This is a genomic window from Exiguobacterium sp. Helios, assembly GCF_014524545.1.
Classification (GTDB): Bacteria; Bacillota; Bacilli; order Exiguobacteriales; family Exiguobacteriaceae; genus Exiguobacterium_A.
Map to the genome: position 1 here is coordinate 2,832,480 of NZ_CP053557.1, position 12,868 is coordinate 2,845,347.

The 12,868-nt window shown below is 45.6% G+C and carries 16 protein-coding genes; 5 read left to right on the forward strand and 11 right to left on the reverse strand.

The window, feature by feature from the left end:
• Positions 1–79: 79 nt before the first annotated feature.
• Entirely contained in the window at positions 80–1,369 is a 1,290-nt protein-coding gene (locus HNY42_RS14635; RefSeq protein WP_188004736.1) for an O-antigen ligase family protein, read from the forward strand.
• A 31-nt stretch (positions 1,370–1,400) separates the two neighbouring features.
• The gene (locus HNY42_RS14640) at positions 1,401–2,159 is read left to right on the forward strand and encodes a hypothetical protein (protein ID WP_131502331.1); all 759 of its coding nucleotides are present in this window, start codon (positions 1,401–1,403) and stop codon (positions 2,157–2,159) included.
• Between the two features lie 67 nt (positions 2,160–2,226).
• Here the strand turns inward: HNY42_RS14640 and HNY42_RS14645 are convergent, their stop codons facing one another.
• Together HNY42_RS14645 and HNY42_RS14650 are read right to left on the reverse strand one after the other, a co-directional pair.
• Positions 2,227–3,219: an ATP-grasp domain-containing protein gene (locus tag HNY42_RS14645; protein ID WP_188004737.1), complete on the reverse strand. Its 993-nt coding sequence runs from the start codon at positions 3,217–3,219 to the stop codon at positions 2,227–2,229.
• A 95-nt stretch (positions 3,220–3,314) separates the two neighbouring features.
• A complete protein-coding gene (locus HNY42_RS14650; RefSeq protein ID WP_188004738.1) occupies positions 3,315–3,812 on the reverse strand; it encodes a VanZ family protein in 498 nt (165 codons plus the stop codon).
• A gap of 228 nt (positions 3,813–4,040) precedes the next feature.
• Here HNY42_RS14650 and HNY42_RS14655 point away from each other — a divergent pair, with 228 nt between their 5' ends.
• Positions 4,041–4,460 (forward strand): helix-turn-helix domain-containing protein, encoded by a 420-nt coding sequence (locus tag HNY42_RS14655; protein WP_131502334.1) that lies wholly within the window; start codon positions 4,041–4,043, stop codon positions 4,458–4,460.
• A 69-nt stretch (positions 4,461–4,529) separates the two neighbouring features.
• Here HNY42_RS14655 and HNY42_RS14660 read toward each other — a convergent pair whose 3' ends face one another.
• From HNY42_RS14660 to HNY42_RS14675, 4 genes are all read right to left on the reverse strand, one after another.
• A complete protein-coding gene (locus HNY42_RS14660) occupies positions 4,530–4,838 on the reverse strand; it encodes a hypothetical protein (protein ID WP_131972206.1) in 309 nt (102 codons plus the stop codon).
• Positions 4,839–5,110: 272 nt separating this feature from the next.
• On the reverse strand, positions 5,111–5,854 hold the full coding sequence (locus HNY42_RS14665; protein ID WP_188004739.1) for a hypothetical protein: 744 nt from the start codon (positions 5,852–5,854) through the stop codon (positions 5,111–5,113).
• Positions 5,847–7,055: a hypothetical protein gene (locus HNY42_RS14670; RefSeq protein ID WP_188004740.1), complete on the reverse strand. Its 1,209-nt coding sequence runs from the start codon at positions 7,053–7,055 to the stop codon at positions 5,847–5,849. Before HNY42_RS14670 ends, HNY42_RS14665 begins: the two co-directional genes overlap by 8 nt.
• 81 nt (positions 7,056–7,136) lie before the next feature.
• A complete protein-coding gene (locus HNY42_RS14675; RefSeq protein ID WP_165871603.1) occupies positions 7,137–7,283 on the reverse strand; it encodes a hypothetical protein in 147 nt (48 codons plus the stop codon).
• A 147-nt stretch (positions 7,284–7,430) separates the two neighbouring features.
• Here HNY42_RS14675 and HNY42_RS14680 point away from each other — a divergent pair, with 147 nt between their 5' ends.
• The gene (locus HNY42_RS14680; RefSeq protein WP_131972200.1) at positions 7,431–8,318 is read left to right on the forward strand and encodes a helix-turn-helix domain-containing protein; all 888 of its coding nucleotides are present in this window, start codon (positions 7,431–7,433) and stop codon (positions 8,316–8,318) included.
• Between the two features lie 3 nt (positions 8,319–8,321).
• Here the strand turns inward: HNY42_RS14680 and HNY42_RS14685 are convergent, their stop codons facing one another.
• Both HNY42_RS14685 and HNY42_RS14690 read right to left on the reverse strand, forming a co-directional pair.
• Positions 8,322–8,834, reverse strand: coding sequence for a hypothetical protein (locus HNY42_RS14685; RefSeq protein WP_188004741.1), 513 nt, complete (start codon positions 8,832–8,834; stop codon positions 8,322–8,324).
• A 299-nt stretch (positions 8,835–9,133) separates the two neighbouring features.
• Complete coding sequence (locus HNY42_RS14690) at positions 9,134–9,307, reverse strand: hypothetical protein (protein WP_012371451.1); 174 nt, start codon at positions 9,305–9,307, stop codon at positions 9,134–9,136.
• Positions 9,308–9,437: 130 nt separating this feature from the next.
• Between HNY42_RS14690 and HNY42_RS14695 the strand changes: the two genes are divergently transcribed.
• Positions 9,438–10,019 (forward strand): LOG family protein, encoded by a 582-nt coding sequence (locus HNY42_RS14695; protein ID WP_188004742.1) that lies wholly within the window; start codon positions 9,438–9,440, stop codon positions 10,017–10,019.
• Positions 10,020–10,087: 68 nt separating this feature from the next.
• Here HNY42_RS14695 and galU read toward each other — a convergent pair whose 3' ends face one another.
• From galU to HNY42_RS14710, 3 genes are all read right to left on the reverse strand, one after another.
• Entirely contained in the window at positions 10,088–10,966 is an 879-nt protein-coding gene (galU, locus tag HNY42_RS14700; protein WP_188004743.1) for a UTP--glucose-1-phosphate uridylyltransferase GalU, read from the reverse strand.
• Between the two features lie 110 nt (positions 10,967–11,076).
• The gene (locus tag HNY42_RS14705; RefSeq protein ID WP_131972192.1) at positions 11,077–12,030 is read right to left on the reverse strand and encodes an ABC transporter ATP-binding protein; all 954 of its coding nucleotides are present in this window, start codon (positions 12,028–12,030) and stop codon (positions 11,077–11,079) included.
• Between the two features lie 14 nt (positions 12,031–12,044).
• A complete protein-coding gene (locus tag HNY42_RS14710; RefSeq protein WP_026827415.1) occupies positions 12,045–12,854 on the reverse strand; it encodes an ABC transporter permease in 810 nt (269 codons plus the stop codon).
• Positions 12,855–12,868 lie beyond the last annotated feature (14 nt).

Consider the following 12,868-nt stretch of genomic DNA (forward strand, 5'->3'; position numbering starts at 1 on the left):
AGGGTAAATACCAATTTGATGATTAAAATACTGAAAATTCGGTAATAAGTCCTATATGAAGGGTGGATAGATACTAGTAATGATGTTAAAATCAGACAATATACCTGAATCGATTGGCTTATTCCTCCTGGCTCTTTGGGTCCTGATCGATTTATGGACACGTCCTCTCTCCTTCACGGACGAAGTCCTGCCGAGTCATTGGAACATCTGGATCGCTCTTATCTATCTGATTCTGTTTACTGGCCTTTATCTTGTTACCCGTCCCTTGTATTTTCCGCCACGCGCCTTGACCCAACGACTTGTCACTTCGTTTTTACTTTATCTCACGTTTCACGCTATCATTTTCTTTTTTCGTCCAGCTGTCGATTCTTCGCTTGCCCTACTCCATCTGTTTACGACATGGCTTTTCGTCATCATCGTTCTATCACTGACGCTTCAACCTTTCATCCGTTGGTTTCAGCTGTTGAACCTCATCCTTCTCTATCAGGCCTTCTTTCTCGCTGTTTATGCACTCATCGTCTCATTCGGAAAACAATACGTTCCGATCGAGAACATTCAGTCGTTGCAACTTGGTCCCGTTTCCTTATCCCAACTTTATGTCGGTGAGCAAGGCAGTTTTCTCCGGTCAGCCAGTCTGACCAACAATCCGAATACGTTGGCAGCATGGCTCGTTCCTGGCGGTCTCATGGCCTGGATGTCTGTCCTGCAGTCGATTGCTCGCCGAAATCTCCGGTCATTCGTTCTGTTCGGGATGATCCTGATTGTGATTTTCATTGGTCTGATCCTTAGTGCTTCGCAGACTGGTCTCTATTCATTTTGTCTGCTTGCGCTGTTGACGACGATCTTATTGATTCCGGCCCATCGGTTGCGTTATCAGGTGACGGGGCTTTATCTGATTGGTGCCGCGATTCTCATCGGCTCACTGTCCCTCAACCACTCGTTATTCGCCAAGTTGATCAGCCTCAACGGAAGGAGTGAGTTATGGCAAGCCGGTCTGACCGCTTCACTCGACCGGTTTTGGTTCGGACACGGACTCGGCTCTGCTGTGATCGGGCTTGAACAACAGCTCGGACCGAGTACACTGTATACGTTCCACAGCACGCCTATTGTCTATCTGTATGAACTCGGATTTTTCGGACTGTTGCTGTATTCCGCGTCATTTCTGTTGATACTCGTCCGGTTCATTCAGGATTACCGCTACGACGATTCGTTAGCGATCAGTTTGTTGTTACTCAGTATCTGGTTGCTTTTGCTTCAGTTCACAGAAAGTGTCTTGATCCGGCCCAGTGGATTTTATTTCATTTGGCTCAGTTTTCTGATTTATGCGACACGCCGTCGCACGACCTCACAAGAAAGTACCCACACCTAGACGAACACCTACACGAAAGGGGTATGACATCATGAAGAAATGGACAGAACAACAAGTAATCGACAGCTTAATCGAGGCGAGTATTGCTTATCCTGCCTTGGACGCCAAGACGTATGCCCGCTGGTCGACCGGAAAAGAAATCCCGTCGATCACGACGATTATCAACGTGTTCGGATCATGGCGTGAAGCGTTGCATGCTGCTGGGTTATCATCCATTCGGCCATACTATTCCGATCAGGAGATCCTCGCTTTCATCAAAGAAGCTTCAGAACGTTTGCATCCGTTTCATAGCAACAGTTACCGCGAATGGGCCAAAGCCAAACACGGTCCTTCCTTGACGTTGATTAACCTTCGTTTCGGGTCATGGTCACGGGCCCTTGAGGAAGCACACATCGAGATGACACGTTCAATCTGTATGACAGAAGAACGCATTATCAACGCGCTCCTCGAAGCATCGGACGTTCTTCCGCGCCTGACGACCCAGACCTACTCGATTTGGGCGCAGGAAAACGGACATCCGACGGTCGCGACGATTGCCCGAAAATACGGTTCATGGGTTGATGCCCTCACTTGTCTCGACATCGCTCCCCCACGGCGGAAGTGGGTCGAAGAAGATGTCCTTGATGCGTTGAGACAGGCACAACGCGAGCTCCCATCGCTCAGCATCATCCACTACCGGAAATGGGCGGAAGGACGATCCGTCCCGAGTACGTCGACGATCAACGCCTTATTCGGGAGCTGGACGTCTGCTGTACAGTGCCTCAAACGATCCCGTGTTTCGATTTCTTGACGAATGTCATCTGTAATAAAAATGCCGACCGGATTTCTACACGAAACCCAATCGGCATTTTTTGCATTCATCGCTTGATTTGTTGCAGTTCAGCAGCAGAAACCAAGGTGACCGTGTCATGCTTTAGCATGTAGACATCACTCATGTACTGTCCGATTTGAGGGACGTTGACTTGTTGCATGAGATTCCGGTAAAGTTGCGCCGGAAAATTAATGCCACACTCGTAGGCGTGGGGATAGCCCCCACCAAAACGCGGATTAATTTCCGAAAGATACAATGTACCTGCGACATCAAACAAATCAAAATCGAGCGGACCCGTCAAGCCTGATTCTTCCAGGACGTGTTCAATTAATTCAAAAACGTCTTCCCGGACGACGGTACGACTTTTATCCGTCTCCCCTGCCCGCATCGTTAATTTCTCCTTGATGAAGATAGAGGTCACTTTTCCAGAAATCAAATCGACATACGCATCGACGCCGAGCTCTTGACCGACTAACAACTCTTGAACGATCAGATCGCGATTCTTCGTGAATAACTGTTCGACCTCTTCGAAGGTTTCCACCTGGCGGACTTCCGTACTGGCACTCCCGCTACGTGGTTTGACAAACACAGGCAGGCTCACTTCTCCTATGGAAAAAGCTTCTTGAAACGATTCCATCGAGGGATACGTCCGCGCATGGGCGATACCTTGACGCAGACAGTACTCATACATCGTATATTTATCGAAACAAAGTTGGCAGGCGGCATACGGTGAAACGACGACTGTCACCCCCACGGCTTGAAATCGTTCAGCTGATCGAGCCAGCAAACTGAGTTCCGGATCAATCAGTGTCAGGATGGCCGTCACTCCCGCCTCTTGACAAAGCTTCAGTAAATGATCGATGTAATCGACCTCATCTATCTTCGGAACGATGTAATGGTCTTCCGTCATATATAAGGCGGATGCCAATGGACTACAGTCTGCCGTACTGACACGTCCCGTCTTGAACTCTTTGACAAAATACTCGACGAGCTTTGCCCGGCGACCGGCGCTCGTAATCAATAGATGAGGATGCTGCATCCGATTTCACTCCTTTTAGTTAATGAGATTAATCTTTTTTTCGACTTCCATCATCAAAACCCTGCTTTTTCTCTAAAAAAACTAGGACAGAAGACTCACGGGCGCATCCATTGTTCACTTGGTCTTTTCTTCCAAAATAATCGATACAATAGAATCCCGATCAAAGCACCCGTGCCGTCCAGTAAGACATCCTGAATCAATCCGGTCCGTCCGCCCGTCAATATTTGATGAAACTCATCAAAGACGGCAATTGTAATTGCGACTGTATACGCAAACAAATCGGCCAACGCATACGGACGGATCATTCGATACGTTAAATCCACCAAGGCGATGCCGAGAACGATGAAGATGGACAGATGGGCTGCCTTTCGAATGAAAAACTCAACAAATCCAGAAGCACCAAGCGCTTCCACGCTGACTTTCCCATGGTAGTCAAACGAAATGAACCGAAGCTTTTCGACGAAACCTAAATCAAAGTACCTCGACAACCCAGGCTTTAACGACTGCTCTTCATATGGCATCGAACTCGAGATAAACAAGATGGTTACAATCAACAGGGTCACATAACCGGACCATGGAATTTTTTTAAACATATATGCCCTCCTTTTCTCGCTAACTATTAGAATAGCATGTTCTCTTTTAGAGAACTTCCCAATATTTTCAAATAACACATGATACCGTGAATTTTAAACCCATTAAATACATAATCATGTAATTATTTTTTATTAAAAACTTTTTTTTACATTTCAAAGGTTTGCGCTATAATGAAAGTGGTTATTTAGTACTAGTAAGCTTATCGGCAAGAATAGGAGGTGAGGCCCGTGGAACGTGCTCTCGGAAAAAAAATCATGAAATTGCGTAAACAACATCAGTTCACCCAAAAACACTTGGCTGAGCGATGCGGAGAAACGGTCACTTCGATTTCCGCTTACGAGCGTGGTCAACGGATGCCAAATACGCAAACATTAGAACGGCTTGCTCTTGCTTTGAATACGACTGTGATTGATTTGATTGATCCCCAATATGTCCAACATCCTTCATTACAAGAATTTATGGCTCAATCCCTCGAACCGACGCAACCGCTCGATTTCAAGCTCGTCCTGGAAGATGTTCTCGTCCACTTGACGCTCTCACCGGAAGTCTACTTCAATGGTCGTCTGCTGACACAAGAGGTCCGTGATCATATGGCGACAACCATTAATCAAGCACTCCAACAAGGTTTGCAATCGATTAAGATTTGACTTAAAAACACGATGAGAAGCGGACAGGATGTTTCCTGTACACATCTCATCGTGTTTTTACTTGCCGTTTCAATCAGATTTTAAGACATGGTGAATGTAAAGTTGACCGTCTTCATATGTCGCTTCCATCATCCGGTTGAAAAATGGAGACTTCGGCGTCTTTTCAGCTAAGAAAACACGTTCGAAGCGACTATGTGCTTGATCGACAAAACTGAGTTTGAGTTCCCGTGCAGCGGATTTGAATGTCAAATGTGTTCCGCTCTTACCAAAGGCATCGGGAAGAATAACATAATCCACAAACTCAAAACGCTCTTCCGGAAATAATGTTTCGATAAACGATAAACAACTGGCTTTCAGTTTTGCTACCTTCTCATCCATAACATTTACCTATCCTCCGATTGTCTGATGGCATCATGAAACTGATTAATAAGGGCTGCTTTTGTTTATTACCCCACCTTTAGACCTAGTTAAACTAGTATTTAAAATATTTTTTATCCAATTTAAGGAACTAATTATCTTCAAAAAGGCTGACTTCTTTTATTTTTTTCTTCGTAACAACGATTTAAAGCACGCGGTTTTTTTATCATACCAAAAAGGGACAGATCATAAAAAAATCTGCCCCTTTTGATAGTATAAGATGGATTGTAAAATCAACCGATTTTATCAAACTCTAAAATACTGATGCTTTTCCCGGCGTACAATGTCCGTCCCCGATACCGGGACAGTTTAGCAAATTCAAACAACGTATCTGTTTCGTACAGATGTTCCAATACATAACCAACCTTCTCATCAGAAGCCGATTTCAGATACGTATTAAAAATCAAGCGGTCGCGATCGACCTTTTGACCGTAAAACAGCGTACAGTCTTGAACCCGGCGTGAAGCAATCGGTTGGACATGTCGTTTGAGATAATCCGCATTATGGATATTGACGAGTAATCGTCCATTCATAGTCAACAAGTGTCGGATATTCCGGAAAAATAATAACAGTTCTCCCCGTGAATATCGTGCAATTGTTGTGCCCGGTAAAACGATTTTATCGAATACTCCACTCCCCATCACATCAATCAACTCATTACTGAGACCATAGACCCGATTCAGGTATTTTTCAGAGATACCCGTAATCCGATTCAGTTCCGGTTCAACGAGATGCAAATCATATCCTTCTGCACATAGCAGATTGAAGAGATGCGGGGAAAAGTTCCCGTGCAGCAAGACACGGTCGTCTTTCTGCAGATACCGGCGATATAACATCAACTCATCAACTTCAGGCAAGATGGACGTTTCTTGATAAAGTGCCGTGAATCGGTCGTCTGCAAACAGATGATCGAGAACTTGAACACGTGAATAACTCCCTTTTCGCGCAAATGGACCGAATAACGGTCTGTCATCCATGATAGATCAACTCCTTATACGTCTGAATCGCCGATTCATAGTCTGTACCAAGCCGCTCTGGCAAAACATCAAACCGTTCCTTTTGATCGGCTTCGAGAATGGCGAGGAATGTCTCATCCGTCTCAAACAACTGATTCGTCACCAGTTCGAAGGCAAAACATCCCTCGTTATTCTGAATCCCGATCATCGTCAGCGGACCAATCTTTCCGTCGGTCCGCGGCAGTTCAAATGCGCTGTAAGGCGTCACGAACTGACTGGTCCCTTGAAACGCTGAAGCGAGTTGAAACAGAACCGGATATAAGGCGAGCTGAGTAATCGGAGCGAGCGCTTCCCATCTCGCCAACTGATTTTGACGTAACTGACAAATATTTAAGTCGAACGCCGCACTAAGCAATAGCCGTTTTCCATAATCCGCGTAGATCCCGTCACTGTGAATGAACAAACGATGGGAGGACGGCATACCGGTGAGCGTCGCATAATCAAGAATCCCGATCCGCTGTTCCGGATTAGAGACGACACTTGTCTCATGCCACTGTTTGATAGCAGCATCCAACTCCTGGCGGTCAAACGTCGCCAATCGTTCTCTGACATTAAAGGATAACGTATCGGAAAAGGCTAACAAGACCGGCGTCCGGCTCATCAATTCAATGACCGGCAAATCATGACGAGTCGACTGATCAATGTACAACAAACTGTTAATCGTCATCTGATCAAACAGGGTGGGTACAATCGAGTCGAGTAACTCTGTTGTTTCGACATAGACATGACGTAACGGTTGTGGCTCACGAGAAGCCGTATCCGGATAGACACCGGTGAATAAAGACATCAACGCATCTTGTAATTCAATCGGTTGCGTATGCACTGCCATCCCGTCTAACGGGATGGTTCCGTTCAAGAAATATGGATCACCGAACAAGACATAGCCCCGCTCATTAATCAGATGAAACTGAACATGTAACATCCGCTGTTGTAAATACGCGACAAGTCGCAAGGTCCGCTCCCCCGTTCCTCGCAGGACAAACAAATAATGTTCGAATTCTTGAAAGTCCATATAGTCGAGTAAATCCAAAAACGTATGCTGATCGTAATCATAACGATCCATTGAGAACCGGTGCTGCTCACAAAAAGTCGTGAGCGCATCGGTCGGGTCGAGTTGGTGTAACCAGCCTTCGCTTTCAGAAAGAACCGTTAGTCCGATCATATCCATGCTCCTTTCAGCAGTCTGTATTAAAAAAAGCTTCAAACCTGTGACGGAATGAAGCCACGTCAGCAAGAGACGTCATCATGAAGTTTTTAATTCTCGTTTCGCCGTCGGTTTGATCCGGTCCATTTCCCGACTTGCCAAGGGTGCGACCGAGACAGTAGCAACATTTAAGCACCAGCCGTAAGATGTCATCGTCCGGCGCGATTCTTTAAAGGTGAGATTCATAGGAGTTACCCCTTTCATTCGTTTAAAATGGCAGACAACACGTTGACGACTTTTTGAACTAAAAGTTTGGTATCCGATCCTGTTCCCTCTTATAATGGAAAAGGGTATCGTTTTCTCAAATCCACTGGACAGAAAGGACAGAACCCGATGGATCAATTCACGTCACCGCAGATTGGTCTGGCCCTTCGCCGCCTTCGCAAGAAACATAATCTGACGCAGAAGGATTTGGCGAACGGAATTTGCAGCCAGGCGGAAATCAGTAAAATTGAAAGTGGGACACATTCTCCGACCGTTGATTTGCTTTTTGCTTTATCACGACGATTACAGGTACCGATTACTGTTTTTTTAGATCGTACAGAACAATATGATTCTTTACGTACAATAGATGATTCATTACTAATGAAGTTCAGAAACTTGAAATATAAAGAAATCTATAATGAAACCAGATATTTTTTAGAAACTTCTCAATTCACAGAAGAAGCTTCACTACTCTATCAGTACTATTTCCACCTATCATCATACCGATTGAAAAAAATCGATTTTCGAACGTGTATCGTCGAGCTTCAAAAACTGTCTGACCTCTATTCCACAACTTATTATTCTCCTAAAATGTTGATTCGATTAAAATCAGCGATTGCAACGATGTATTATGAGAATAAAAGTTTTAAGCGTGGAATATCTGTTTATCAAGAATTACTTAAATTAAATTTTGATAACGACGAATTGATGATTGATAGAATCAGAATTTTATACAATTTTTCTAAAATCTTACTCGATATGGACCAAATCTCAGAAGCTTTGATTTACATCGAAGAAGGAATTCGAGACAGTTTAAAATTCAAGGATATGTCCTTGCTTGGTCAATTATTATTTCAAAAAGCTTCTGCTTTAGAATTCAGCTATGCAGATCTTTCAGATATAAAAGAAGCTTATACAAAAGCGTATCTACTTTTTGATTTGTTAGGAATGAAAGAATATAAAGAAATTATTGTTACTAATAAAATTCACTATATTCAAACTAACACCATCATTTAGAATTTACACTGTGTATTTAAATGAAAATTCTGTTGGCAAGTTGTTTCCAGCTACGTCACGTTTCACTGAGAATTCTGTTGGCAAGTTGTTTCCGGCTACATCACGCTTCACTGAGAATTCTGTCGGAAGGTTGTTTCCGGCTACATCACGCTTCACTGAGAATTCTGTCGGAAGGTTGTTTCCGGCTACATCACGTTTCACTGAGAATTCTGTCGGAAGGTTGTTTCCGGCTACATCACGTTTCACTGAGAATTCTGTCGGAAGGTTGTTTCCGGCTACATCACGCTTCACTGAGAATTCTGTCGGAAGGTTGTTTCCGGCTACATCACGCTTCACTGAGAATTCTGTCGGAAGGTTGTTTCCGGCTACATCACGCTTCACTGAGAATTCTGTCGGAAGGTTGTTTCCAGCTATGTCAGTTTTGATTAATACACTTCCTGAATGAATGATTCCAAATGCTGAAAGTGTGATCCCTACGCTACCGATAGATAAAAGTACTTTCTTTTTCAAGTTCATAATGAATAACCTCCTAATTTTTTTGTCTAGCTCTGTAACAACATCATATAACCTTAGACCCCCCTCGGATATTCGAATACGAATATTCGATACATTTTGCACATTATTTACACTTACCATACCTTTCGTCTTAGGTCATAGGTCCCGAAACGTGCATATTATTTACATTTTATCCACCTTTGTGTCGATAAAGTGTATGAAAATAGATTTTTTAGAATATTCACTCACTCTCATCTTTATGATTCTTTCGTATACAAAAACCCGTTCCGTCTGCTGCACGCAAACGAAACGGGTTTAATTTATTTTGACGAACGGCGCAGTGCAATGAAATACCCCACTCCAAGTAAGACGATCAGTCCGAGCAAAATGCTGCTAACCGTCGTTCGGGCAGGTGATTCCGGGATCCACAGACCGATTGCAAGATTGATTGCCGCAATCAATAAGACAAGCCAAACGATGATTTTAGGTCTCATTACTTCCTCCTCCACTTCGACGTTTCTTGATTTGTTTTTCTTCGTCAAAAACTTACAAAATCCCTCTTATTCGAAACATCCTGATATGATATGTTGACAGAAGATGATTTTTAACAAGGGGGACCTATGGATGAAAAATTTAGCAGTATTTTGTGGTTCTAAAGATGGAGCAACACCCATTTTCCGTCAAGCCGCAACAACACTCGGGATGACACTCGCAGCGCATCAAATCGGACTTGTATACGGCGGTTCACGTGTCGGGACGATGGGCGCCGTTGCGGACGCTGTCCTCGCAGCCAACGGACAGGCAGTCGGTGTCCTGCCCCACTTCTTGCAGGAAAAGGAGATTGCCCATCCGAATCTGACAGAACTTCATCTCGTCGAATCGATGCATGACCGGAAAGCGAAAATGGCAGAACTGGCCGACGGATTCATCATCCTTCCCGGTGGTCCGGGAACGATGGAAGAGTTTTTTGAAGTCTTTACCTGGGCACAACTTGGTCTTCACGAAAAGCCGTGCGGCATCTTAAACATTGACGGCTATTACGATCCGCTCGTTGCGTTATTTCAACAAATGGAGACACAAGGTTTCCTGATTCCGGAACACGCGTCTATGCTGCTCGTCGAATCGGATCCGGAACGGTTGCTCGAACGCTTCCGCTCTTATCATGCACCACAAATGAAAACGTATATGAACATGAAGCAAACGTGACACATCAAGCTGACAACTACTCTCTTTCGACAGGGGTAACGGAACTCTCATCCGTCACCCCTGTTTTTTTAATCCTTCCAGCTCTCGACATACCGTTTGAGTAACTGCCGGACGTCTGCCTGAATCTCTGCGTCTTCGAGCGCAAAGGCTAACGTCGTCTCGACGTACCCCATCTTCTCCCCGACATCGAACCGCTTCCCTTCCACCTCATATCCGTAGACCTCTTCTTGTCCATTCAGCCGTTCAATTGCATCCGTCAGCTGAATCTCTCCGCCCGATCCCGCTCCTTGAGTCGCCAAGTATTCAAAAATCGCCGGAGTCAGGATGTACCGTCCGATGATCGCCATATTCGACGGTGCCGTTCCCTGGACCGGTTTTTCGACGAACTGACGGACCTGATATAGGCGTCCTGTCTGATTCAATGGATCGATGATGCCGTACCGATGTGTATCTTCCGTCGGGACGTGCCGGACACCGACGACTGAGGCGTCCAGTTGTTCGTATTGATCAATCAGTTGTTTTAGACCCGGTTCTTCCGAGACGATAATATCATCCCCGAGCAAGACGGCAAACGGTTCATCGCCGATGAAATGCCGGGCGCTCCAGATCGCATGTCCCAGTCCTTTCGGTTCTTTTTGACGGATATAATGAATCTCCGCCATCGTCGTCGAGGCATCGACCTCTTTCAGCAAGTCGAGTTTCCCTTTTTGACGCAGGCTGTTCTCGAGTTCCGGTGCGTGGTCGAAATGATCTTCGATCGCCCGCTTGTTCCGTCCGGAGACGATGATGATTTGTTCGATCCCTGATGCCACCGCCTCTTCGACGATATACTGAATGGTCGGTTTCGTTAAAATCGGTAACATTTCTTTTGGCATCGCTTTAGTCGCCGGTAAAAACCGGGTCCCTAGACCGGCTGCCGGGATGATGGCTTTTCTGACTTTCGACACGTACATTCCTCCTCAGCACTTGATCCGTTACTCGTAAGCATTCGCTTTCCAATCTCTTGTTCCCTGTTTTACTCAAAAAAAGACCAGAGACACATGTCCCTGGCCTGCCATCAGAATAATTTGGTTAAGGCTTCTGTAAACGTCGCGAATGACGGTGTCTCATCGATGACCATCAGACTGCCGGCTGCAAGCACCAGTAAGCTGATCCCTGACAAGATCCATCCCGGATGTTTGACGGTATCTTCGGCATCCATGTTTTTCTTGCCCGGTTTTGCCTGGGCCCCCTGTTCCTTCAGACGATCCCGCCGGTACTGGTGCTGTTCTTCTTTCGTCAGCTTCTTGTATTCGGTCAGGAACTTCTTGTATTCCGGTACGACTTCCTTCGTCGTCCCGTCGAGTTTAACCTGTCCGTATTCGAGCCAGATGACCCGCTCACAAAAACTCCGAATCTGGTTCAACGAGTGACTGACGAAGATGATCGTCTTGCCTTCGTTCTTGAACTCGTTCATCTTGTCGATACACCGGTTATAAAACGTCTGGTCACCGACTGACAAAGCTTCATCGACGATCAGGATGTCGGCATCGACATTGACGGCGATCGCAAATCCGAGGCGCGATTTCATCCCGCTTGAATATTTTTTAATCGGTTGATCGATGAAATCCCCGATGTCCGCGAAATCAATGATCCCCGGCATCCGGCGTTCGATTTCTGCATCGTCCATCCCGAGCATCAAACATTTCAGGTGGATGTTCTCACGGCCGGTCAAAACGTTTTTCAACCCTTGGGAAACGGCGATGATCGCTACTTCCCCGTTGATCTCGACGTCGCCTTCGTTGGCATAGATGATACCGGAAATCAGATTCGACAGCGTCGATTTCCCGGAACCGTTGATTCCGACGAGACCGACGACTTCACCGGACCCGATATCAAGTGAGACATCGCGGAGCGCCGTAAACGTCTTAACGTTTTTACTTTGATTCTTAAACAGTAACTTAAATTTTTCTTTTGTCGTCGTGACCATATCGAACCGTTTCGTGACATGGTCGAGTTTTATCATAGACATGGCGATTTCCTTCCTTAAACGAGCTCGGTGAATGATTTACGGAACTTGATGTGTAAAAACGTTCCGGCTGTGAACAAGAGCAGTGTCACGCTCCAGAAATAAAGTCCCGTCGGCCACTCCTGCCAAACCCAGGCTCCGCCGAGCAGGCTCGCGCGGTATCCTTCCACAAGGTAAAAGACCGGATTCAGGCGAAGTACACCATGTAAGACATCCGGGAACCGTTCGATGTTCCACAGAATCGGTGTCAGGTAAAAGAGCATCCGCATCATCGACTGCAGGAATAATTGAATGTCTTTGACGAGCGTAATCAATGTCGAGAAACACAGGGAGAACGCGTAGACGAAGATGTAAGTCGCCGCCATATAATACGGGAGTTGGAGTAACTTCCATGTGATCGGAATACCGTTCAGGATGATGACGATGAAGACGATCAGGAGCATCGCGAAATGCTGGTACATCCGGGATAGGATGACATACGACGGAATCGCACTCATCGGGAAACGCATTTTCGTCACCATCGCCAGTCGGCTGTTGATCGAGTTCGATCCGCGCAACAAGGCATCATTGATGAAGAACCAGACGACGATCCCGCAGAGGAGCCAGACGATAAACGGCGTGTCACCGTCGACGTTTTTATTCCCTTTCAGACCGACACCAAAGACGAACCAATAAATAAAGATCTGTAAACCAGGATTGAGCAGCTCCCACAAAAGTCCAAGTCGTTGCTCCGCGTGCGCCGATTTAATCTCATAACGGGCGAGACGGCGAATCAGCGGAAAATTCTCCACTTGTTCGCGGATGATGCTTTTCATTTCTTTCCACATAATTAATTTCCTTC

Coding starts and splice junctions, on each gene's coding strand:
- HNY42_RS14635 (WP_188004736.1), top strand. CDS start 80: ATGATGTTAAAATCAGACAATATACCTGAATCGATTGGCTTATTCCTC.
- HNY42_RS14640 (WP_131502331.1), top strand. CDS start 1,401: ATGAAGAAATGGACAGAACAACAAGTAATCGACAGCTTAATCGAGGCG.
- HNY42_RS14645 (WP_188004737.1), bottom strand. CDS start 3,219: ATGCAGCATCCTCATCTATTGATTACGAGCGCCGGTCGCCGGGCAAAG.
- HNY42_RS14650 (WP_188004738.1), bottom strand. CDS start 3,812: ATGTTTAAAAAAATTCCATGGTCCGGTTATGTGACCCTGTTGATTGTA.
- HNY42_RS14660 (WP_131972206.1), bottom strand. CDS start 4,838: ATGGATGAGAAGGTAGCAAAACTGAAAGCCAGTTGTTTATCGTTTATC.
- HNY42_RS14665 (WP_188004739.1), bottom strand. CDS start 5,854: ATGGATGACAGACCGTTATTCGGTCCATTTGCGCGAAAAGGGAGTTAT.
- HNY42_RS14670 (WP_188004740.1), bottom strand. CDS start 7,055: ATGATCGGACTAACGGTTCTTTCTGAAAGCGAAGGCTGGTTACACCAA.
- HNY42_RS14675 (WP_165871603.1), bottom strand. CDS start 7,283: ATGAATCTCACCTTTAAAGAATCGCGCCGGACGATGACATCTTACGGC.
- HNY42_RS14680 (WP_131972200.1), top strand. CDS start 7,431: ATGGATCAATTCACGTCACCGCAGATTGGTCTGGCCCTTCGCCGCCTT.
- HNY42_RS14685 (WP_188004741.1), bottom strand. CDS start 8,834: ATGAACTTGAAAAAGAAAGTACTTTTATCTATCGGTAGCGTAGGGATC.
- HNY42_RS14690 (WP_012371451.1), bottom strand. CDS start 9,307: ATGAGACCTAAAATCATCGTTTGGCTTGTCTTATTGATTGCGGCAATC.
- HNY42_RS14695 (WP_188004742.1), top strand. CDS start 9,438: ATGAAAAATTTAGCAGTATTTTGTGGTTCTAAAGATGGAGCAACACCC.
- HNY42_RS14705 (WP_131972192.1), bottom strand. CDS start 12,030: ATGTCTATGATAAAACTCGACCATGTCACGAAACGGTTCGATATGGTC.
- HNY42_RS14710 (WP_026827415.1), bottom strand. CDS start 12,854: ATGTGGAAAGAAATGAAAAGCATCATCCGCGAACAAGTGGAGAATTTT.